We start from the raw sequence: 21,663 nt of genomic DNA on the forward strand, positions 1-21,663 counted from the left end.
AAAGTAGGGTTTTACTCTGCATCCGCCATCAAATCAGCGCTCATCCCAACAGTGTTAAAGCCGGCATCAACATACAGGATTTCACCAGTGATTCCGTTAGCCCATGGCGAGCACAGGAATAATGCGGCATTACCGACATCTTCAATTGTCACATTACGTTTTAATGGTGCAACTTTCTCATTCAGGTCAAGCATTTTACGGAATGATTTAATACCGGAAGCTGCCAAAGTACGGATTGGACCCGCAGAGATCGCATTCACGCGAATACCTTCCTGACCCAAGCTAGACGCCAAATAACGTACGCCAGCTTCTAAAGAGGCTTTGGCCATACCCATCACGTTATAGTTTGGCATTACACGCTCAGAACCTTGGTAGGTTAATGTTAGCAAACAACCTTGACGGACTTGTAGCAAAGGTTTTGCCGCGCGTGCCATTGCGATAAAGCTATAGGCACTGATGTCATGCGCAATATTAAAACCTTCACGATCCGTGATTTCGGTGAAGTCACCATCCAGCGTATGTGCCGGTGCAAAACCGATAGAATGCACTACGCCGTCCAGACCATCCCAGTGTTTGGCCAGTTCAGCAAATGCATAGTCAATTTCAGCATCTACTGCCACATCACAAGGAAAAACCAGTTTCGAACCAAACTGTTCAGCAAAGTCATCTACCCGCTTTTTCAGCTTTTCATTTGGATAAGTAAAAGCCAATTCAGCACCTTCACGATGCAATGCTTGAGCAATACCAAAAGCAATCGATAATTTACTCGCAATGCCCGCGATCAAGAAGCGCTTACCCGCCAAAAGTCCTTGTGCCATGTGAATCTCACCTAAAAAAATGTATATGGCATGATGCCAAGTCTGGAGCATTTTAGAAATTGCATAATGCACCTTTTTTTCTATTTATGATGAACTGGGAATTTAAGACCGAGTTAAGAGCGTTAACTTAAATGGCCAGATGCAGGGCCTGATGAGTATTTTGCCAGAGCTGTTCAGCCAGTTCCTCTTTGTGCATATGCAGGCTCTTTGCCAGTCCTTGCAGCACATAAGGTAAATTTGCAGGTGTATTTCGGGTACGTTGCTCGGTCGAGCTTTGACAACAGAGTGGTGTCATATCCGGACAGTCAGTTTCTACTACCAGATGTTCCGGTCCGACATACTGCACCACTTGATGCAGTTTTTTGGCATTTGGATTGGTGATTTGCCCGGTGATGCCCAGTTTGAATCCCAGTTTGATAAAGGCTTTGGCTTCCTCAACCCCACCACCAAAGGCATGCGCAATGCCGCCCTGTTTAAACTGCTGCTGTTTTAAAATCTGCAAAACCTCCGCATGGGATTTACGGATATGCAGCAAAACCGGCTTATCGAATTGCTGTGCCAGTTCAAGCTGTGCAGCAAAAAAATCTTTTTGTTTCTGGAAAATTTCAGCCTGTTTGTGCTGTTTTAAAAAGGTATCCAGACCGATTTCGCCAATGGCAATACAATGCTCATTTTTAAGCAGCTGTTCCAGCTCCTGTAAATGATCAGTCTGATGCTGTTCAATATAAAATGGATGCAAGCCCGGTGCTAAATGACTTTGCGGTGCATTTTCCAGGTCATTAATAAAGTCGTGAGTTCCTAACAGGTCAGCAAAACGGTTTTGCAAAAAACCAATTAAAACCAGATGATCGACACCTACCGCTTTGGCCGTATAGGCCAACTGTTCCCGATCAGGATCAAAATCGGGAACATCAAAATGGGTATGCGTATCAAACAGTTTTAAGGTCATTTGGCTTTTGCAGCAGATGCTGGCTGTGCCTCGGAGGCAGCTTTTTCAGTTTGAGGCAGATATTCAGGTTTCAGTACACCTTGTAGCTGCTCATAAGGAATCATTAAACGTGGCAAGCCAACCACATATGGCCCAATTTCATATTCGGCATATTGCAAGACCAGACCTTGTTGAGCCAGATAGAAATTATCGGTGAGTTTGAACTTCCAGGCCTGCTCATATTCCGCCACATCTTTGGCCAGCTTGGATTCTACCACCCAGTTTTTAAACGCATCATAAGCACGCGCTTCTAGTTGGGCTTTCTGTTTGGCCGCAATAATGTCATCCAGCTTAACCAATTTTTTCTGCTCCAGATCAAAATTATAATAAGTCTGTGCAGATGCGCCGTGTGCGCCTCCCAAATAGTAACTACTGTTCAGAACCACGGTCGCCAATGGATCTCCTGAATTCAGAATCTTGGGCTTAATCATCAGGCTAATACTATGACTGGCACTCAGGGCCTTGAGCTCCTTATCCAGATTCAAGAAAGTCTGCATATAGGGCTGGGTTTGCTGCTCAAGCTGCTGTTTTGGTGTGGTCACTGTGGCCAAAGCCGGTTTGGGCTCAGAGGCAGCAACTTCTGCTTCGCTGGCAGCATTCACTTTTGCCGGTTCAATCGCATCAACAGACAGGATATTTTTCAACTGTTGCAGAATCTGCTGGTCGATCCATTCATCAATAAAGCTCTGATTACTGTTCAGACGTTCAATCGAGATTTCCGGACAGCTTTTGTCTTCACATTCTGGAATCGCCAGCTTGAGCTTTTCGGTATCGCCGCTGAGTTTAAGTGCTTCAGCTTCGGCTTGTACCACTTCGGAAGCACTTGAGTCTTCCGGCTCATTACCCTTCGGCTGGCAGGCACTCAGCAAGATTGCTGATGCTAGGATGGATAGACAAAAGATATTCTTGTATTTTGGCATTCATTCACCTTTTTGGAACCTGTAATCTCGCAGGATCATGAGCTTTAAAACATATGCTGATAGATATCAGCTTTCAAGACCTGTTGTGTTTGTTGTTTTGTTAAATAAATATCCAGTTGTTTGGCATCTTTGCTAATTTCATGGCTGCGAAAATGCAGACCAATGCCTTCCTGATCAAAGAACCAGTCAGCCTGTCCCCAATACAGTTTTTTCGGTGCTTTCTGCTGAACCTCGCGACTATTGTCTTTGAGCCATGCCTCATAGGCTTGCTGAACCATCTGATCCATCCGCAACTGCTGTTTGGGATCGACTATATCGAGTGGGGTCAGCATTTTCTGCTGGCGACGGTCAGCCACAAAAAAATAATAACGGTCATGCACGCTGACATTTTCCTGTTTGGTATCGATACCAATCTGCATCAACACATATTGATTGCGCTGGTAAGGAATACGGCTATACAGCGATAATTCATAAGCCTTGTTTAAATTGAGCTGCGCCTGCCAAGCATCCGATTTTTTTACGTAAGCATTGATCGCCTGCTGTAAATTCATGTCCTGTTTCAAGCCGATTTGATCCTGGATCACTTTTGCCTGCTGCTTTTCAATCCACTGGTTCATCCATGGATCAACCGTATGCAAGGTCTGAATCTCTACATTGATACAGTTTTTATTTTCACAAAATGGCAAGGCAATCTTGGCCGGCTGCTCTTGAATATTCAGATAAGGCAAGACATCTGCAGCCTGCTGAGCTGCAGTGATTTTCTCATTTTGTAGAGTATTAGCAGGCTCTTTTTCGCTTTTATCACAGCCACTCAGGACAAGACTTAAACCAATCACAGAACCGAGGACGACTTCCTTGCTGAGCTTCATTCTCTTTGCTATATCTATCAAGTTATTAATTGCTTAAATGTAGCATAAAATAAAACAGCTTCCGGAGAAGCTGTTTGATATTTTTAAACTTTAGCTGCGAAGCCTGAAAGTTTAGTGTTCGCGCGTATTGTGGAACACGATATCCGGATAACGTTCTTGCATCAGCTGCAAATTCACGCGGCTTGGTGCAAGATAAGTCAAATGACCACCACCATCGACAGACAACTGGTCATGGGCTTTTTTCTTGAATTCGTTGAATTTCTTCTCGTCATTGCAAGACACCCAACGTACTGTGTTGATGCTGACCGGTTCGTAAACACAGTCGACCTTGTATTCTTCTTTCAGACGGTAAGCCACCACTTCAAACTGTAGCACACCCACCGCACCCACGATCAGGTCGTTGTTATTCTGTGGCATAAACACCTGAGTCGCGCCTTCTTCTGAAAGTTCTTTCAGACCTTTTTGCAACTGCTTGGATTTTAATGGATCCTTCAAGCGGACACGACGGAACATTTCAGGCGCAAAGTGCGGAATACCGGTGAACTGAAGTTTCTCACCCGAGGTAAATGTATCACCAATCTGGATAGTGCCATGGTTATGCAGACCAATAATATCACCTGGCCAGGCTTCTTCCAGATGCTGACGATCACCGGCTAAGAAAGTTAAGGCATCGCTGATACGCACATCTTTATCCAGACGTACATGCTTCATCTTCAAGCCTTTCTCATACTTGCCTGAACAGATCCGCATGAAGGCAATACGGTCACGGTGTTTCGGATCCATGTTGGCCTGAATTTTAAAAACAAAACCGGTAAAACCTTCTTCATCTGCTTCTACAACACGATCTTGGGTCGGATGGGCTTTAGGAGATGGCGCATACTGACTGAAAGCATCCAGAACATGGTCGACACCAAAGTTACCCAAGGCTGTACCGAACAGAACAGGGGTTTGACGACCCGCCAGAAACTCTTCGCGGTCCAAAGGCTCATTGGCCATTTGTACCAGTTCAAGCGATTCTTCAAATGCCGCCCAAGCCAACTCACCGACTTTCTCACGAAGATCAGGATAGTCATAACCATCACGCACTTCGATCTCAGTAATCACTGAACCGAAACCGGCTTTATACACGTAGAATTTTTCTTCGATTAAATTAAATACACCGGCAAAATCACGGCCTGTACCGAGTGGCCAGGTGATCGGGACACATTTAATTTTTAGAACGTTTTCGATTTCATCCAGAAGCTCAAGCGGCTCACGGATTTCACGGTCCATTTTATTGACGAATGAAATGATCGGAGTATCGCGCATCCGACACACTTCCATTAGTTTAATGGTTCGGTCTTCGACACCTTTTGCCCCGTCAATCACCATCAGCGCCGAGTCTACCGCGGTTAGGGTACGGTAGGTATCTTCCGAGAAGTCTTCATGTCCCGGGGTGTCCAGAAGATTGATCATCTTGTCTTTGAAAGGGAACTGCATCACTGAGGTTGTGATCGAGATGCCACGTTCTTTTTCCATTTCCATCCAGTCTGATGTTGCGGCCCGGTCAGATTTACGGCTTTTTACCATCCCGGCCACCTGAATAGCCTGACCCCATAACAGCAATTTTTCTGTCATGGTAGTTTTACCGGCATCGGGGTGGGAAATAATAGCGAACGTACGTCGCTGGGCGACTTGTGCCGCCAGTTCTTGCTTAAAGCTCATGAAATACACCTACTGCTCAATGCACAGCATTTGAGATCAAATTCGATCAATATGAAAAAAATTGGCGATATTGTAGCAGAGTTTCAGGGTGGAGTTCCGTTAGCCATGTTGTCTATCCTGACGCTCAATGAATTAGAGCGCTATTAACGGAATTGTAAGTTTTCTAGTCGTTGTTCATCTACCGGCAAGCCCAGCAAAAAGCCTTGTAACTGTTCACAACCGAGCCGGGTTAAAATTTCTGCTTGCGCTTCTGTTTCAACACCTTCGGCGGTCACCACCAAGCCCAGTTTTATGGCCAGCTGAATAATGCTTTCCAGAATCATTTCTTCTTTGGAGCCGACTGCCAGATTTTTGATAAATTCACGGTCAATTTTTAATTCATCTACGGCGAAATTCTTTAAATAAAGAAAACTGGAATGTCCCGTACCAAAATCATCAATCGCCAAACGGATGCCCATTTGTCTTAGGCGCTTAAAGCTGCGCATACTGACATCAATATGATGCATGGCAGTCGATTCAGTAATCTCGATCATTAAATGCTGAGGACTGATTTTATATTGTGCAAATAACTTTTCTAAAGTACTAAACAAATGCTTATGCTCAAATTGTACTGCAGACAAATTGACCGCGATAGGGAAAAATTCAGTATGTGTCTGTTGCCATTTTTGAATCTGCTGACAGGCCAGCTCCAATGCACAATAGCCCATTTGAATAATCAGTCCGGTTTTTTCAGCCGCATTGATAAACAGATTCGGGCCGAGCAAACCAAACTGGGGATGGTTCCAGCGAATTAATGCCTCTACCCCACACAAGCTACGGTCTTTGGTCCGAAACTTGGGCTGATAAAACAGCACAAACTGCTGCTCTTCCACGGCTTTATATAGGTCATTAATCAGGGTACTCTGGCTCTTGCTTTCATCCTGGTCGGTAGAATAATTAAAGACTGAATAGGTATTGCGCCCCTGATACTTGGAACTCAGCATGGCGGCATCAGCATTGACCAGCAGATCCTGTAAATTCTTGCCATGTTCCGGATACATGGCAATGCCAATACTGCCCGAGATATGAATACTCTTGCCTTCAATCAGGAAACTTTCCTGAATCAGTTCAAGAATCTGTTCTGACATTTTTGCAGCTTTGGCGACAGATGTGTTTTCCAGTACCAGCAGAAATTCATCCCCACCAATTCTGAGTAGCTTGGAATGATGGCCTAATAACAGATGAATCCGCGTGGTCAATTGAATCAGCAACTGATCACCGACCAGATGGCCAAACACATCATTGACTGCTTTAAAACGATCCAGATCGATATATAAAAAAGCAATTTCATGCTGCTGTTCGGACTGACCTGAAAACAGCAGATTTGCATATTCAGCCAGATACAAACGGTTAGGTAATTTGGTCAGATTGTCCTGAATGGTCTGATTTTCAATTTGTTGATTGGCCCATGCAAGCTGACGGTTGCGTAATCCCACACGCAGTTCGGATACGACGATACAAATCAGCGTTACCAGCAGCAATCCACTCATCAGTATCATGGCCAGAAACAGCTGATCATGAGCCTGAACTAATTCCGGTGACTGTTGCACATGGGCGGCAGTAAAATTGAATGCCATCATGCTAATAGAGTGCATGCCAAAGATGCCGAGTGCGATCACACCTGCTACGAGAACTGACCGGAAAAATGACCAGGTACTTCTGGTACTTAACCAGAGGATAAACATAGAGGCAATGCATATCACCAGAACAGACAGGAGCAGCATCCCCCAATCCAGCTCGTATTTATTCAGCACAAAACTTGCTGTCAGCCCAATAAAATGGATCAACCAGATGAATAGACCCAATAGCATGGCGGTTAGCATTAAATTGAAGGTTTTAAAGTTTGGCTGTGAAGCGCCTGAAGCAAATTTTTTAATCCGTGCGATGAGAGAGCAAGCGACCAATGCAGAAAGAACGGACCCGATGAGCAGACCAATATCATGCTGAATATCAATCATATAAAATGTTCCCCAGCGGTGATCATTTTTATTATGCTCTGCACTGATATTTCCATTTTCACCCGGTCAAATTTGAGCTCAGTAAAATCTCAAGACTGACCATCTATGCAAGCCAATTGGTCTGCAACAACATCAGTCTTAACTAAAATTTAGAATTTATATTTCTTTCTTTTGAAGTTGAGAATTGCCTCAAAAATAAGACTCAACAGAAAAATAAAATACAACTTATATATTAGAAGTGTTTCAAATTTAAGCAAATATTTAACTTCATTTTTTTAGCTCATTTATTCGATCACCATCACAATTTTTTTCTTTTTATTTAGACAGATGGCACTTCATAGCAAAATTTTATTTGGTCTTTTGTGCAGATTTGCAAAATAAAAAAATAGCCTGTCGAAACAGGCTATTTTAATGAATGATAAATAAAGTTAAATCTTAGGATTTTTTCTGTAATTTGGCATAGTCCAGTAACACATTTGCCGCTTCAATCACAAACGCTTCTTCTTCAGGCAGAGCCGGACGTTCTTTGGCCTTCATCTTGGCACGTGTTTCAATCAAGGCATCCAGTGAAGCCTGATAACTTTCCCAGTTTGGATAAGGTTTCAGACCTGTTGCAGCACGGCGCGTGTTTTCTGCGTCCAGCGTTTTTTGCTCCATGGCAATCAACTCAGCTTTACGCTGTTGCAAGTCCAGTACCTGACGTTTCTCTTCTTCAGCTTTCTTCATCACGGCTTTACGCTGTTCTAAATACTTGAACTGAGAATCCAGTGTGACCCGTTGCTGAGAAAGTTTAGCCAATTCAGGAACGTATTTCTGTACTGCACCTTCGCGTTTAAATGGTGCCGTTGGAATAGTATCCCACTGCAGGGCATTTTTGGCCTTACGCTCACCAAACTCCTCGTTATAAATATCGACCAGTTTAATGTCCGGAACGACCCCTTTATTCTGGGTACTGCCACCGGTCACACGGTAGAATTTACGCTGCGTCAATGTCGCCTGACCATGCGCCAAACTATCCAGTTGCACCTGTGCTGTACCTTTACCGGTGGTGGTACTACCAATCACAATCCCGCGTTCATAATCCTGAATCGCAGCAGAGTAAATTTCACTGGCCGATGCAGAGGCAAGATTCACCATCACTGCCAATGGACCCGCATAAGTTTGTGCACCACCATCATCATCTTCAAAGACGCTGACATTACCATTGCCATCACGGATCTGCACCACTGGGCCAGACTTGATTACTTGCCCTAGCATACGTGCCACTTCTTCCAGTGAACCGCCCGGGTTATTCCGCAAATCGACAATAATTCCGGCAACATTCTTCGCTGCCAGCTCTTTCAAGGCCTTGTTGGTATCTTCAGACACCGAACGATAATCGGTACCGGCACGGCGTGCGCGATAGTTCAGGTAGAACGACGGAATTTCGATCACACCATATTTATATTTCTTGCCATCGCGTTGAATGTCGACCACACGTGTACGCACACCGGCATCTTCTTCCTGAATCACGTCACGGGTAATAGTCACATTACGTGCCTGCCCCATGGCAGCACCCGCACCGAGTAAGCGTAAAGTGACTTTCGTGCCACGTTTACCACGAATCAGACCGACAATTTCATTACTTGGCCAGCCAATGACATCGACCATCTGTTCGCCGTCTTGGGCCACACCAATGATACGATCACCTGATTTCACCTGACCAGATTTGCTGGCCGGACCACCTTCAACGATGGTTTCAATCTTGGTGTAATCTTCATTACCACGTTCCGGACGAATCGATACGCCGACGCCTTCCAGCTGTAAAGTCGTCTGGCGATTCAGCTCCATCGCATCGACAGGCGGGAAGTAATTACTGTGCGGATCATAAGTCAGCATCATCGCGTTCAGTGTCTTGTCAAGCACATCATCGCTCTTGATGCGGCTGAGACGTTCCAGCTGACGGGTATAACGCTTGGTTAAGGTTTGCGCAGGCGTCAGATCTTCAGGACCCGTGAGGTCTTGTCCATTGGCCAATTCCGGATTGGCTTTCAGAGCTTTCTGCTTGGCCAATTCCTCTTCTTTACTGATGGTCAGATTGATCAGCTGAGACACCAGCATTTTTGACCAGTGCGCGCGCTGTTCAGCTTCAGTTTTAAAGAACGGTGCTTTTTCACGATCCGTTTCGATATAAACATTTGGCTGATTCAGATTCTGCGGTTTTTTCAGCTCATTCAACATGTAGGTGTAGAACTGGTGCAATCGCTGTTGATATTGCGCATGCATTTCATAAGGACCAGACAAATTGCCGGCTTTCAGATTGGCACCAAAATTGGCACCATAGCGTTTCTTATAGTTTTCAACTTCTGGAGCCAGAAACAGACTGTGCTCCGGATCAAGACTATCAATATAGAAATCAAAAATACGCTGCGAAGTTTGGGCATCCAGACGCATATTTAAATAGTGCTGACGGTCAACCAGGGTTGCCAGCTGACGTGACACCAGCGCCTGCTCTTGAGATGGCTGAATTGCTTTACTGACCACTTCATTACTATTGGCCGCAATCGCATCATTCACTACATGGGTAAAAAATAATCCACCTGTCGCAATCGCAACTGCGCAAGCTATAGTTTGAAATTTCATAAATAATTCGTACTTCCTTGGCCTAGAGACCAATGTGACCGTGTTGCTTTTCGACCAGAATTTAACGTATTCAGCATCTTAAACAACTTAATATGTTTATGTCGTGTAGTTTTATCATATTCTGTGCTGACAAAGTGTAGCAAATCATTGCAGAATTCAGGTATTGTTTTCTCCGAAAAACTCTAAAACGGATTCCGCATATGATTGGCGCATTGATGCTCGACATCGCAGGCACAACCCTCACTCAAGAAGATATTGAACTATTAAGTGCGCCGCAAGTCGGTGGAGTGATTTTATTTGGTCGCAATATCGAATCTCCCGCCCAAGTCCGTGCTTTGACCGATCATATGCGTCAGGTGCGTCCTGATATTTTAATTGCAGTGGATCAGGAAGGCGGTCGTGTACAGCGTTTAAGACAAGGCTTTACCCTGCTGCCTGCCATGGGGAAATTTGGCGAACTTTATACGAGCGATCCACAGCGTGCCCTTGAACTGGCTGAAAAATGCGGCTGGCTGATGGCGACTGAAGTGCTGGCTGTTGGCATTGATTTCAGCTTTGCACCGGTACTGGACTTGAATGACATCAGTGATGTGATCGGTGATCGTAGCTTTGCCCAAAATATTCAGGACATTATTCCACTCGCCAGCGCATTTCTAAAAGGTATGAAACGTGCCGGTATGGCTTCAACTGGTAAACATTTCCCAGGTCATGGCTCTGTTAAAGCAGACTCGCATGTTGCTGCAGCAATTGATACGCGCTCCTATGCAGAAATCCAGCAAAAAGATATGCAAACCTTTATCCAGTTACAATCACAACTGGATGCACTGATGCCGGCTCATGTCATCTATAGCCAGGTTGATCCAAATCCGGCAGGCTTCTCAGAATTCTGGATTCAGAAAGTTTTACGTCAGGAGCTGGGCTTTGACGGTGTCCTGTTCTCGGATGATTTAAGCATGCAGGCAGCATGTGTCGCAGGCGGTGCCGATGCCCGAATTCAGGCCGCCCTTAAAGCTGGTTGTGATATGGGGCTGGTCTGCAATGATCGTGCGGCACAATGTATCGCACTGGAAGGAATTGAAAATCTGCCCCTCCCGAACCAGCAACGCCTGGAACGCATGCGCGGCAACATCCCGGACATCCAGATTGGTGACGAACTGGATCTGGGTGAAGAATGGCGCGAGATCCGTGATGAAATACTGGCGTTCAAACAGCAGATGAGCTAAAGCTTTTTAAATCCAATCAATAGGAAAAAGGGACACGACAAAGTGTTCCTTTTTAATTATAGTAATGAAAAGGTTACACAATTATTTAATCAATTTAAAAATAACAATAAGGTCAGAATAAATATGACAGACTCACTTTCGCAACATCGCCATATTTCTTTTACGGCGCACTATACCGGCTATATCTGGTATCAAATGGGGATCTCACATCCAGCCTTTGCTACATCCAAAGGTAAGTTTCTGGCCAAACTACTGCATCCCCTTGAATCCTGGGCAGAGCGCCATGTCGGCGGTAGTATGCGTACGACACTTAAGCAGCGCCATCAGATGATTGATGAGCATTTGTGTCAACTAATTGAGCAACACCCCCAACTTCAGGTTCTTGAAATTGCCTGCGGCCTATCTCCACGCAGCTGGAATTTCAGACAGAAATTTCCCGAGATTAATTATCGTGAACTGGATCTGCCGGATATGGCCAAGATCAAGACCCAGGCTTTACAGCAAATTGATCAGCATGCACCTGAAGTTCTGACTGCCGATATTTTTAGTGAAGAGCTGGACTGTATTTTTCAGATGTTTGACCGCAACCAGCCCTTGGTCGTCATTAGTGAAGGACTGATTAATTATTTTGATCAGCGTATGTTAGGTATTCTGATGCAAGGTATTACAGAAAATGCGCAGTATTTCCCGGCAGTTCACTATCTCAGCGATATTTATCCCGAACCGGTGAAAAATAAACTGGCGAATTTTATCTGGAGCAGTAGCCGTCTGCTTAAATTCATGTCTCGTAGTGCGTTCACCTTTCATTTTAAATCCCCCCAAGAACTGCAGCACTTTTTTCAAGATGCAGGATTTGACCAGGTTGAGGTACAACAACCACAACGTTATTTTGCCGAGCCTCGTCAGCCAAACCCGGCACCAGAACAAGATGAACATTTAGGTGATCTGGTCTGGATGATTCATGCAGTGAAAAAAAACAGCGTTTAAGCACGCTGTTTTTTATGGTGATGTTTTTTTAAATTGCTGTATCAAATACTTCAGTTTGTGAAAGTACTTTTTGCATTTGTACAAAGCGTAATAAGCGTTCTGCGACTTCAAAACTGCCATGTTTGAATAAGGCACGCAGCTGGGTGTCATCCTGTTCAAAGATCAGGCACTCAATCTGAAATTCCCCAACTTCATCTTCCAGATGCAAGGCCAGATCACGTGGATAAGCTGTTGCGCATACTGCCTGTTCTACATCTAACTCCAGCAATACCCCAAAGAAATTCATGTCCACGATCTCTGCTTTTAAAATGAGATCAGAATGACGATGACTGAGGAAACGCTGTGAATCTTGCACCTGAATCCGCTCTTCACCGCGACGTTCAAGCTGCTGTATCTGCTCAGGGCTAAACGGAATAATTCCCGGCAACTGATCGACCGGTTCATCACGTAAGAAGGTTGCAAACAGATGCATGGTTTCTTTACGACGTTGTAACTGCGGTACATGATCGGCGCCTGCAATTTGCACGTACTGCATATCCGGACATTGCAGGGCAAAATTCGCATTTTCATGTGGCAAGGTAAAACTGTCATATTGCCCACATGCCACCAGCACTTTGCACTGCGGAATCGGCACATTGGTCAGACGCAATAAACGGTTGCAATTGATATCATAACGATCCTGTTCAGTCGCAGTGAATTCTGACATCTGCTTGAAGAACAAACGCTTTGCTGTCGGTGACATGCGGGTTTCGGTTAGGCGTGCATGATTGACCAGATACAAAATGACCGCCTGACCAAATTCGTCCATGCGCTGTTCTTTCATTAGATGCAAAGACTCTTCCAGCAGCATCCGCCAGCTTTTACGGGTTTTCTGCATCACACCCATCAGGATCATCCGATCGACCAGTTCAGGACGCTGATCTGCCAAACAGGAAGCCACCACTGAACCCAAGGACATGCCTAGAATTGCCACTTGCGGCAGCTGCATCTGTTCCAGCCAGCGCCCCAGCATCGCAGCAAGGTCTTCAAGCTCCAGTGTTCCGGCAGACAGCCCCGTATCGACATTACTAATCTGCTGGTTGGCCCCCATGGACGGTAGGTCAATCAGAATGATGGGACCTGCATCAAAAAGCTGTTCTACACAGTATTTGTAGGAATTAAAATTCTGGAAAGCTCCCCCAATAATCGCCATGGGTCTTAAATGTAAGGTATCCGGACGGGCGATCGCCATATATTCGATTTTCCAGCCCTCCATCCAAGTCGTACGTGGCGGCTGCTTAAAACTGTGCTTATCATAAAGATCAAAAAAGCCCTTATGGCTAGGTTGTTCCAATACATGGGCATCCATATGAATGATGGAATTCATATTCCTTTTCCTCCGTCCTTGCCTTATTTTTATTGTGCAAGTCATGCTTAACAGATCTTATATTTCAGGCGCATTCCGGTGTGCCTGAACACGCATCCTGCTCTTTAATAGTTATAAATGACATCAATGTCGCGTGTTTCATTCTATACAGAGCTGCTTTTCACAAGCAACCGCTTGATTGACCACTTATCTACTTTTAAACAGAAAACAATTTCAAAATGTTTAGAAGTCTGCGAAAACGGATGATTTTTAATAGATGGGCTTCATTGTGCAGCAGCAGGCTGTTAATATCGAAATGAAATTTCTAAGTGATCAAACCGCTATGCAAGAGTCTATTGAACAATACATGCAAACGGTAGGACAGCAGGCACGCCAAGCGTCTCGCATTTTGGCTCGCGCGTCCACCCAAACTAAAAATAATGCGTTATCCGCTATTTATACGGCTTTAGAAAATAGCCAAACTGCTATTTTGGCTGCTAACCAGAAAGATATGACCAAGGCGCATAACAACAATCTGGACCCTGCACTGCTTGATCGCTTAGAACTCAACCCCACACGCTTTAAAGGTATGTTACAGGGCCTAAAAGATGTCATTGGCCTGAAAGATCCGATTGGTGAAATTAGTGATATGGCTTATCGACCATCCGGGATTCAACTGGGCAAGATGCGTGTGCCTTTAGGTGTAGTCGGCATGATCTACGAATCACGTCCTAACGTCACGTTGGAAGCTGCATCACTCGCACTAAAATCAGGCAATGCCATTATTTTACGAGGCGGCTCAGAAGCTCTGGAATCGAATCAGGCAATTGCAGTCGCGATTCAGCATGGCCTGAAAGTCGCAGGCTTGCCTGAGGCTGCGGTACAGGTGGTGAATACGACTGACCGCACTGCAGTGGGCCAGTTGATTACCATGACCGAATATGTGGATGTGATTGTGCCTCGTGGCGGCAAGAGCCTGATCGAACGGATTACCGAGGAAGCACGCGTACCGGTCATTAAACATTTAGATGGCAACTGTCATGTCTATGTGGAAGCTCAAGCGGACTTGTTGAAAGCCTTGCCGATTGCGCTCAATGCCAAAACCCATCGCTATGGCGTATGCAATGCTATGGAAACCCTGCTGGTCGATGAAAAAGTCGCTGAAGAATTCTTGCCACGCATTGCAGAGCTATACCAAGAGAAAAAAGTTGAACTGCGTGGCTGCCGGGAAACCCAGCGCATTCTAGGAAATGCAGTCATTACGGCCACTGAAGAAGACTGGTATACCGAGTATCTGGGTCCGATTCTGGCGATCAAAGTCATTTCTGGTATAGAAGAAGCCATTGAGCACATCAACAAATATGGCTCGCATCATACTGATTCCATCATTACGGAAAACTACAGTCTGGCACGCGAATTTCTGGCGGGTGTAGATTCAAGTTCGGTCATGATCAATGCCTCTACTCGTTTTGCAGATGGTTTTGAATATGGTTTAGGTGCAGAAATCGGAATTTCGACCGATAAAATCCATGCTCGTGGCCCAGTCGGTCTTGAAGGTCTGACTTCGCAGAAATGGATTGTCTTTGGTGATGGTCAGATTCGCCAATAAGTATTCAGATCGCTCATTTAAAACAGCCTCACTTATGAGGCTGTTTTTTTATGGACAGAAAAATTGGCGCTGAAATAGATGGATCAGAACCTTCAGGTCATTTTATTAATGGATCTCTTTATAGAATTGTATTTAGAAACAATATTTGCCTTTTCAGGCGCTAAACTAAAAACCAATCTGTTCTAAAATTAAATTTAAGCAGAATTGAGTATTCTTATTGATTATATTTTCATCATCATTTTATTTATAAATGAAAACTATGAACTGATAAATTTTAGTTATTATTGTTAAATCGGTCGATAATGCTTAAGTCTAATCTGCTAAAGTCTATCTAGGACAGAAAAAAAACAAATGTTAAAACATATTCATTGATCTCGATTGCTGCTTCATTGTCCGCAATTGGGTCAAGCAAATGGACGAGAATTTTAATTAAAAATTGGGTAATCAATCGTGTCTAAATCAGTATTAGTTATTAATTGTGGCTCTTCTTCAATCAAGTTTGCATTACTTCTTGAGGAGCAGAATTTCCGTATTCATGGTTTAGCTGAGAACTTAGGCACAGAGAATGCTCGCATTAAAGGTGTAACGGTTGGCAATGAGCCAGTCGATATCCATATTCCATTTGCTGACCACAAAAAAGCACTCGAAGTCGGTCTGGAACGTCTGGCCAACTACCGTCCGGACGCGATCGGTCACCGTGTCGTACATGGTGGCAGCCTGACCAAGGCTGAACTGATCAATGACGAGATTATTGAAAAAATTCGTGAAGCAACGCCGCTTGCGCCATTACATAATCCGGCACACCTGATTGGCATTGAAGCCACTAAACGTTTATTCCCGGAATTACCACAGGTTGCGGTATTTGATACTGCCTTCCACCAAACCATGCCAGCGCATGCTTATCGTTATGCCCTGCCGAAATTTTTATATACCGCCCATGGTGTGCGTCGCTATGGTTTCCACGGGACTAGTCATGCCTATGTGTCAGAGCGTGGTTCTGAACTGGCAGGCAGTTTCAAACAAGGTGGCTGGTTAACCGCGCATTTAGGTAATGGTAGCTCGACCTGTGCCGTTTGGAATGGGAAAAGTGTAGATACCTCAATGGGTTTAACTCCACTTGAAGGTATTGTTATGGGCACACGCAGTGGCGATGTTGACCCAAGTCTGCACAGCTTCCTGGCGAAAAACCTGGGTTGGGATATTTATAAAATTGACAAGATGCTGAATAGCCAAAGTGGTCTTTTGGGCTTGTCTGATCTGTCCAATGACATGCGTACCCTGATTGAAGCTTCAGAACAAGGCAATGAAGATGCCACACTGGCGATTGAAGTATTCTGCTACCGTTTAGCTAAGTCTCTGGCAGCGTTGAGCTGTGGTCTGCCACGTCTTGATGGTCTGTTCTTCACTGGCGGCATTGGCGAAAACTCAGCGTATATCCGCGAAAAAACCATGACTTACCTGCCTCATTTCGGTTTCAGTCTGGATAAAAATGCCAATAATGAGCTGAAACGCGGTACCGAAGGCCGAATTGATTCAGGTACAGGCCCACAAATCTGGGTAGTGCCAACAGATGAAGAAGGCCGTATTGCCCGGGAAGTTCAAAGTGTGGTTGAACTTGAAGTGGAGCGCAATACTGCAAAAAAGTCTCAAGCTGAGGTAATGCCTGCATAAGCAGGCTTTAGCTTCTTTTTCACTGATTTTTATTATTCTGCGACTGACATAATTTATGAAAACAATTTTATTGGTTCCCACGGGGGAAGGCGTAGGCTTAACTTCTGCATGTTTGGGCCTGATTTATGCACTGGAATGCCAAGGGGTAAAAGCTGGTTTCCTGAAACCTTTTGCCCAGGAATTGAATGAAATCGAAGACCGCACCACGGCTTTGTATCGTCATATTTCTCAAAGTGAAACGGTTGAACCTATCCGTTATAGCAAAGTCTTGCAGCAGATCAATCTGGGTGAACAGGATGAATTGCTTGAAGAAGCGGTGCGTCTGCATCGTCAAATTGCTAAACAGCATGACCTAATTATTGTCGAAGGGCTGTTGCCAAATACTCAGGACAGTTTTGCCGATGATTTGAATGCTTCACTAGCGCAGGCTCTTGATGCCAAAGTTATTGTCGTCAGCAATGCCAATATTCAGCAGCCAAGCCAAACCGCGGATAAAGTTGAACATCAGCTGCGTAATTTTGGTGGCGCTAGCTCTACCCGCCTTGCGGGCATCATGTTGATGCGCACCAAAGGCCTGCCTGAAGAATCTGCGCAGATTCCTGTCACGCTGAATCCGGATTTACGCCTTAAAGCTGAAACCGCCGAATTTATCACCGCCATTCAGCAGACGCATCCGCATATTGGCTCTGAAAAATTACCAGTGATTGGCTTGGTGCCTTTCAGTAAAACCTTAAGTGTGCCGCGCATGTCTGATCTGGCTGCACATATTTCTGCCTACTGGATTAACGAAGGCGAAGCCAAACAGCGCCGTGTACAACATAGCAGCCTGATTTCAGCCAATATTGAACATGAATTGCATAAATTTGTGGCTGGCGAATTAATTATTAGTGCCTCTGACCGGCTTGACGTATTACTGGCAAGCAGTCTGGCAAGCAGTAACGGGATTCCTTTGGCCGGTCTGGTGCTGACTGAACATCAACAGCCAAATGATCATGTACTGGAATTCTGCCAGGCTGCCATCAAGCAAGGTTTACCAATCCTACATACGCCACTCAGCACGTTTGAAACCGCACAAAAACTGGCAAATCTCAGCAATGAAATTCCAGTGGATGATACCGAACGTGCAGATCAGGTGACGCGTTTTGTTTCAAGCCATATCAATCCGGAATGGCTGAACCAAATGTTGAATGGTTCTTATAAGCCACGTCTGTCACCTTCCGCTTTCCGTCATGAACTGGTACAGAAGTCGATTGCCGCGAAAAAACGTATTGTACTGCCAGAGGGTGATGAACCGCGCACTGTACAGGCTGCGGCTATTTGTCAGTCTCGTGGTATTGCACAGTGTATTTTGCTGGCCAAGCCTGAAGCTGTGCTAGAAGTAGCCAAAGCGCGCGGCATTGAATTGCCTGAAGATCTGGAAATTCTTGATCCAGATCTGGTGCGTGAAAACTACATCGACAAGATGGTGGAGCTGCGTAAAGGCAAGCTCAACGAACTGCAAGCCCGTGAACAACTGCAAGATACGGTAGTACTTGGCACCATGATGCTGGCACTCGATCAGGTCGACGGTTTGGTGTCGGGCGCAGTACATACCACCGCAAATACGGTGCGCCCTGCCTTCCAGCTGATCAAAACTGCTCCGGATTATTCTCTGGTATCGTCCGTATTCTTTATGCTATTGCCAGATGAAGTCTATGTGTATGGTGACTGTGCGATTAATCCGGATCCTGATGCGGAACAACTGGCTGAAATTGCAATCCAATCTGCTGATTCTGCCAAAGCCTTTGGGATAGATCCACGCATTGCGATGATTTCCTATTCGACCGGAACTTCCGGTACCGGTGCAGATGTGGAAAAAGTTGCTGAAGCAACACGAATAGCCAAAGAACGTCGCCCTGACCTACTGATTGATGGGCCACTACAATATGATGCAGCATCTGTAGAAAGCGTGGGCCGCCAGAAAGCGCCTGATTCACAAGTGGCCGGACGTGCCAATGTGTTTATCTTCCCGGATCTGAATACCGGTAACACGACCTATAAAGCGGTACAACGTGCTGCCAATGTAGTCAGTGTCGGGCCAATGCTGCAAGGCTTGAATAAGCCTGTGAATGACCTGTCGCGTGGTGCCTTGGTCGATGACATCGTGTTTACCATTGCCTTAACCGCGATTCAGGCCGAGCAGCAAGAAGCTTAATACTTCTTGAATTTAAGTTTTCCAAACCATCTGATTGAAAAATCAGGTGGTTTTTTTATAAAAAAACACTCATAGCTTCAATAAATTCAGCACGCGATCATTATCTCGTTTTAATAAACAATAAAAATGCCAGTCTTTCGAACTGGCATTTTCAACGGTTACTCATAAAGTCTGTGACATAAAAAATTAAGCTGAAGCAGCCCTGCTTTTCAGTCCACTAACTTTAATTTCTTATAAGGTAGTCCACTCTTTACGTACCTCTTCCGCAGTTTTATTGAGCACGACGCTATCGTCTTTGATTTCACTTACCCAACTCAAGGGAATCAGATGATGCTCATTATTTTCATCATCACTTCTTGTTAATTTAATTGAATCCTGACCTTCTAAATGGTCCACCTTCCCGACTTGAGTACCACATGAAGCAATGACTGAAGCATGTTCTTTAATATCACTTGCATTAAAATTGTTCATTCTACTTGCCTGTTTCTAGAAGTTGAGAGAAACAGTCTAAGCAATAAAAAATGCCGCATGTGTAAGGGTTTTCAGGCTTTGAGTTTTTCTGGGTTAAAAATGTAAATGGTCAACATGGCTTGAGTAAGCTATAGGAGAGATACTTTTTAAATTTGAGTTTTCAAATATTTTTATAACTGGATTTGAAGATTTGAAGATTTGAAGATTTGAAGATTTGAAGATTTGAAGATTTGAAGATTTGAAGATAGGTTAATTCTTTGAGGTCTTAAAATAAAAAAGAAGATAAAGCTTAGGCTTGATCTTCTTTCTGACCGTACATCCAAGTTGCAGCGATATATACACAAAAACCAGCTGCCATCAAAATACCTGTAACCATTGTTAGGATCTCCCGTTTCAATAGCTGCATTATGTAAAAGTTTTATGACAGTTATATGACAATCTGGTTTTTTATTAAATTTAAAATAATTAATAAAATTCAATCGCTTAATACGGAATAAGCAAAATTATGCGTATTTTTTATCTGAAATATGACATTGAATATGACAACTTGCTGTCATATTTGACCCATGGAATAGCTAAAGTCCTTGCTCAGATTGCTTAAACTATAAACTTTCGGCCAATGCTCGCCCAAAATGCCCACAACCCGATTCTTTTGTCTTATAATTTAGCCCGCTAGCTATCAGCCCGCTCAAGAGATATTTGTATGACAACTATTATCAAGCAAGATGACTTGATCACATCAGTTAAAGATGCGCTTCAGTTCATTTCTTACTATCACCCACAGGACTTTATCCAAGCGATGAGCCGTGCGTATGATCGTGAAGAGAACAAAGCTGCTAAAGATGCGATCGCACAAATCTTAATTAACTCACGCATGTGTGCAGAAGGCCACCGCCCAATCTGTCAAGATACCGGTATCGTCAACGTATTTGTTGAAGTGGGCATGGACGTTAAATTCGATTTAACCATGAGCCTGGATGATGCAATCAATGAAGGCGTACGTCAGGGTTATTTAGAAAACTCGAACGTGCTTCGCGCATCAGTTCTGGCTGATCCTGCATTTGGTCGTAAGAACACCAAAGACAACACTCCTGCCGTGATTTACCACAAGCTTGTGCCTGGTAATAAAGTAGATATCACTGTGGCAGCCAAAGGTGGCGGTTCAGAAAACAAATCTAAACTAGCAATGTTAAACCCATCTGATTCAATCGTGGATTGGGTACTGAAAACTGTTCCAACCATGGGTGCAGGCTGGTGTCCACCAGGTATGCTGGGAATCGGGATCGGTGGTACTGCTGAAAAAGCCATGATGCTTGCCAAAGAAGCATTGATGGAAGAGATCAACATGGACGAATTGCTTCGTCGTGGTCCACAAAGCAAAATGGAAGAGCTTCGTATCGAAATCTTCGAAAAAGTAAATGCTTTGGGTATTGGTGCACAAGGTCTTGGCGGTTTAACCACTGTACTTGATATTAAAATCAAAGATTATCCATGTCATGCTGCAGGTAAACCAGTTGGTATGATCCCGAACTGTGCTGCGACTCGTCATGCACACTTCCAGTTAGATGGTACAGGTGTTGCACATATTCAAGCACCTAAACTTGAAGACTACCCTGCTGTGACTTGGGATTCTTCATCTTCTAAACGTGTTGACCTTGACACGATTACCCAAGAAGAAATGAATAGCTGGAAACCAGGCGATACACTTCTTCTTAACGGTACAATCTATACAGGTCGTGATGCTGCACACAAACGTATGGTCGACATGCTGAACAACGGTGAAGAACTTCCTGTTGATCTGAAAGGCAAGTTTATCTACTACGTTGGCCCTGTTGATCCAGTCGGCGACGAAGTTGTAGGCCCTGCTGGCCCAACAACGGCTACGCGTATGGATAAATTTACGCGTCAAGTTCTTGAAGCAACTGGCATGTTCGGCATGATCGGTAAAGCAGACCGTGGTCCTGCTGCCGTTGAAGCCATTAAAGACAACCAGGCAACTTACCTGATGGCTGTCGGTGGTGCTGCTTACCTCGTGTCTAAAGCTATTCGCGAAGCTGAAGTGGTTGCCTTTGCTGACCTGGGTATGGAAGCAATTTACAAGTTTGTGGTAAAAGATATGCCGGTATCTGTAGCGGTTGATGTGAATGGTACTTCTATTCACGCGACTGCACCTAAAATCTGGCAAGCAAAAATTGGTAAGATTCCAGTAGTTGACGCTGCTGCGGGCTAATTAAATCTGTATAAA

The 21,663-nt window shown here is 44.5% G+C and carries 15 protein-coding genes; 6 read left to right on the forward strand and 9 right to left on the reverse strand.

The window, feature by feature from the left end:
* Positions 1-11 precede the first annotated feature (11 nt).
* The 7 genes from ACTL4S_RS00565 to ACTL4S_RS00595 form a co-directional block, all read right to left on the reverse strand.
* Positions 12-818 (reverse strand): enoyl-ACP reductase FabI, encoded by an 807-nt coding sequence (locus ACTL4S_RS00565; RefSeq protein ID WP_180181437.1) that lies wholly within the window; start codon positions 816-818, stop codon positions 12-14.
* Between the two features lie 127 nt (positions 819-945).
* Positions 946-1,767, reverse strand: a complete 822-nt coding sequence (locus ACTL4S_RS00570; RefSeq protein WP_441298536.1) for a TatD family hydrolase — start codon at positions 1,765-1,767, stop codon at positions 946-948.
* Positions 1,764-2,726 (reverse strand): RsiV family protein, encoded by a 963-nt coding sequence (locus ACTL4S_RS00575; RefSeq protein WP_441298537.1) that lies wholly within the window; start codon positions 2,724-2,726, stop codon positions 1,764-1,766. The genes ACTL4S_RS00570 and ACTL4S_RS00575 overlap by 4 nt, the downstream gene beginning before the upstream one ends.
* 44 nt (positions 2,727-2,770) lie before the next feature.
* Positions 2,771-3,595 (reverse strand): hypothetical protein, encoded by an 825-nt coding sequence (locus ACTL4S_RS00580; RefSeq protein WP_441298538.1) that lies wholly within the window; start codon positions 3,593-3,595, stop codon positions 2,771-2,773.
* 111 nt (positions 3,596-3,706) lie between these two features.
* Positions 3,707-5,299: a peptide chain release factor 3 gene (locus tag ACTL4S_RS00585; RefSeq protein WP_441298539.1), complete on the reverse strand. Its 1,593-nt coding sequence runs from the start codon at positions 5,297-5,299 to the stop codon at positions 3,707-3,709.
* 143 nt (positions 5,300-5,442) lie between these two features.
* A complete protein-coding gene (locus ACTL4S_RS00590) occupies positions 5,443-7,296 on the reverse strand; it encodes a putative bifunctional diguanylate cyclase/phosphodiesterase (RefSeq protein WP_441298540.1) in 1,854 nt (617 codons plus the stop codon).
* Positions 7,297-7,731: 435 nt separating this feature from the next.
* Positions 7,732-9,918, reverse strand: coding sequence for a carboxy terminal-processing peptidase (locus tag ACTL4S_RS00595; RefSeq protein WP_441298541.1), 2,187 nt, complete (start codon positions 9,916-9,918; stop codon positions 7,732-7,734).
* Between the two features lie 200 nt (positions 9,919-10,118).
* Here ACTL4S_RS00595 and nagZ point away from each other — a divergent pair, with 200 nt between their 5' ends.
* Together nagZ and ACTL4S_RS00605 are read left to right on the forward strand one after the other, a co-directional pair.
* Entirely contained in the window at positions 10,119-11,141 is a 1,023-nt protein-coding gene (gene nagZ, locus ACTL4S_RS00600) for a beta-N-acetylhexosaminidase (protein WP_044108627.1), read from the forward strand.
* A gap of 123 nt (positions 11,142-11,264) precedes the next feature.
* Complete coding sequence (locus ACTL4S_RS00605) at positions 11,265-12,128, forward strand: class I SAM-dependent methyltransferase (protein ID WP_441298542.1); 864 nt, start codon at positions 11,265-11,267, stop codon at positions 12,126-12,128.
* A 28-nt stretch (positions 12,129-12,156) separates the two neighbouring features.
* Here the strand turns inward: ACTL4S_RS00605 and ACTL4S_RS00610 are convergent, their stop codons facing one another.
* Positions 12,157-13,494, reverse strand: coding sequence for an alpha/beta fold hydrolase (locus ACTL4S_RS00610; RefSeq protein WP_441298543.1), 1,338 nt, complete (start codon positions 13,492-13,494; stop codon positions 12,157-12,159).
* 322 nt (positions 13,495-13,816) lie between these two features.
* On the opposite strand from ACTL4S_RS00610, the gene ACTL4S_RS00615 reads away from it, so the two are divergent.
* The 3 genes from ACTL4S_RS00615 to pta all read left to right on the forward strand — a co-directional run bounded on the left by ACTL4S_RS00615 (position 13,817) and on the right by pta (position 18,947).
* Positions 13,817-15,082, forward strand: a complete 1,266-nt coding sequence (locus tag ACTL4S_RS00615) for a glutamate-5-semialdehyde dehydrogenase (protein WP_441298589.1) — start codon at positions 13,817-13,819, stop codon at positions 15,080-15,082.
* A 450-nt stretch (positions 15,083-15,532) separates the two neighbouring features.
* Complete coding sequence (locus ACTL4S_RS00620; RefSeq protein ID WP_005103172.1) at positions 15,533-16,753, forward strand: acetate/propionate family kinase; 1,221 nt, start codon at positions 15,533-15,535, stop codon at positions 16,751-16,753.
* 55 nt (positions 16,754-16,808) lie between these two features.
* On the forward strand, positions 16,809-18,947 hold the full coding sequence (pta, locus tag ACTL4S_RS00625) for a phosphate acetyltransferase (protein ID WP_180037932.1): 2,139 nt from the start codon (positions 16,809-16,811) through the stop codon (positions 18,945-18,947).
* 231 nt (positions 18,948-19,178) lie between these two features.
* Here pta and ACTL4S_RS00630 read toward each other — a convergent pair whose 3' ends face one another.
* Complete coding sequence (locus tag ACTL4S_RS00630) at positions 19,179-19,418, reverse strand: DUF2171 domain-containing protein (protein WP_004729548.1); 240 nt, start codon at positions 19,416-19,418, stop codon at positions 19,179-19,181.
* Positions 19,419-20,121: 703 nt separating this feature from the next.
* On the opposite strand from ACTL4S_RS00630, the gene ACTL4S_RS00635 reads away from it, so the two are divergent.
* Positions 20,122-21,648, forward strand: a complete 1,527-nt coding sequence (locus ACTL4S_RS00635) for a fumarate hydratase (RefSeq protein ID WP_004278405.1) — start codon at positions 20,122-20,124, stop codon at positions 21,646-21,648.
* Positions 21,649-21,663: the final 15 nt, after the last annotated feature.

Origin of the sequence: Acinetobacter lwoffii (genome assembly GCF_052078135.1) — a bacterium.
Lineage (GTDB): Bacteria > Pseudomonadota > Gammaproteobacteria > Pseudomonadales > Moraxellaceae > Acinetobacter > Acinetobacter lwoffii_Z.

Excerpts from the sequence above, each read along its gene's own strand:
- ACTL4S_RS00565 (WP_180181437.1), bottom strand. The coding sequence starts at position 818 with ATGGCACAAGGACTTTTGGCGGGTAAGCGCTTCTTGATCGCGGGCATT.
- ACTL4S_RS00570 (WP_441298536.1), bottom strand. The coding sequence starts at position 1,767 with ATGACCTTAAAACTGTTTGATACGCATACCCATTTTGATGTTCCCGAT.
- ACTL4S_RS00575 (WP_441298537.1), bottom strand. The coding sequence starts at position 2,726 with ATGCCAAAATACAAGAATATCTTTTGTCTATCCATCCTAGCATCAGCA.
- ACTL4S_RS00580 (WP_441298538.1), bottom strand. The coding sequence starts at position 3,595 with ATGAAGCTCAGCAAGGAAGTCGTCCTCGGTTCTGTGATTGGTTTAAGT.
- ACTL4S_RS00585 (WP_441298539.1), bottom strand. The coding sequence starts at position 5,299 with ATGAGCTTTAAGCAAGAACTGGCGGCACAAGTCGCCCAGCGACGTACG.
- ACTL4S_RS00590 (WP_441298540.1), bottom strand. The coding sequence starts at position 7,296 with ATGATTGATATTCAGCATGATATTGGTCTGCTCATCGGGTCCGTTCTT.
- ACTL4S_RS00595 (WP_441298541.1), bottom strand. The coding sequence starts at position 9,918 with ATGAAATTTCAAACTATAGCTTGCGCAGTTGCGATTGCGACAGGTGGA.
- nagZ (WP_044108627.1), top strand. The coding sequence starts at position 10,119 with ATGATTGGCGCATTGATGCTCGACATCGCAGGCACAACCCTCACTCAA.
- ACTL4S_RS00605 (WP_441298542.1), top strand. The coding sequence starts at position 11,265 with ATGACAGACTCACTTTCGCAACATCGCCATATTTCTTTTACGGCGCAC.
- ACTL4S_RS00610 (WP_441298543.1), bottom strand. The coding sequence starts at position 13,494 with ATGAATTCCATCATTCATATGGATGCCCATGTATTGGAACAACCTAGC.
- ACTL4S_RS00615 (WP_441298589.1), top strand. The coding sequence starts at position 13,817 with ATGCAAGAGTCTATTGAACAATACATGCAAACGGTAGGACAGCAGGCA.
- pta (WP_180037932.1), top strand. The coding sequence starts at position 16,809 with ATGAAAACAATTTTATTGGTTCCCACGGGGGAAGGCGTAGGCTTAACT.
- ACTL4S_RS00630 (WP_004729548.1), bottom strand. The coding sequence starts at position 19,418 with ATGAACAATTTTAATGCAAGTGATATTAAAGAACATGCTTCAGTCATT.
- ACTL4S_RS00635 (WP_004278405.1), top strand. The coding sequence starts at position 20,122 with ATGACAACTATTATCAAGCAAGATGACTTGATCACATCAGTTAAAGAT.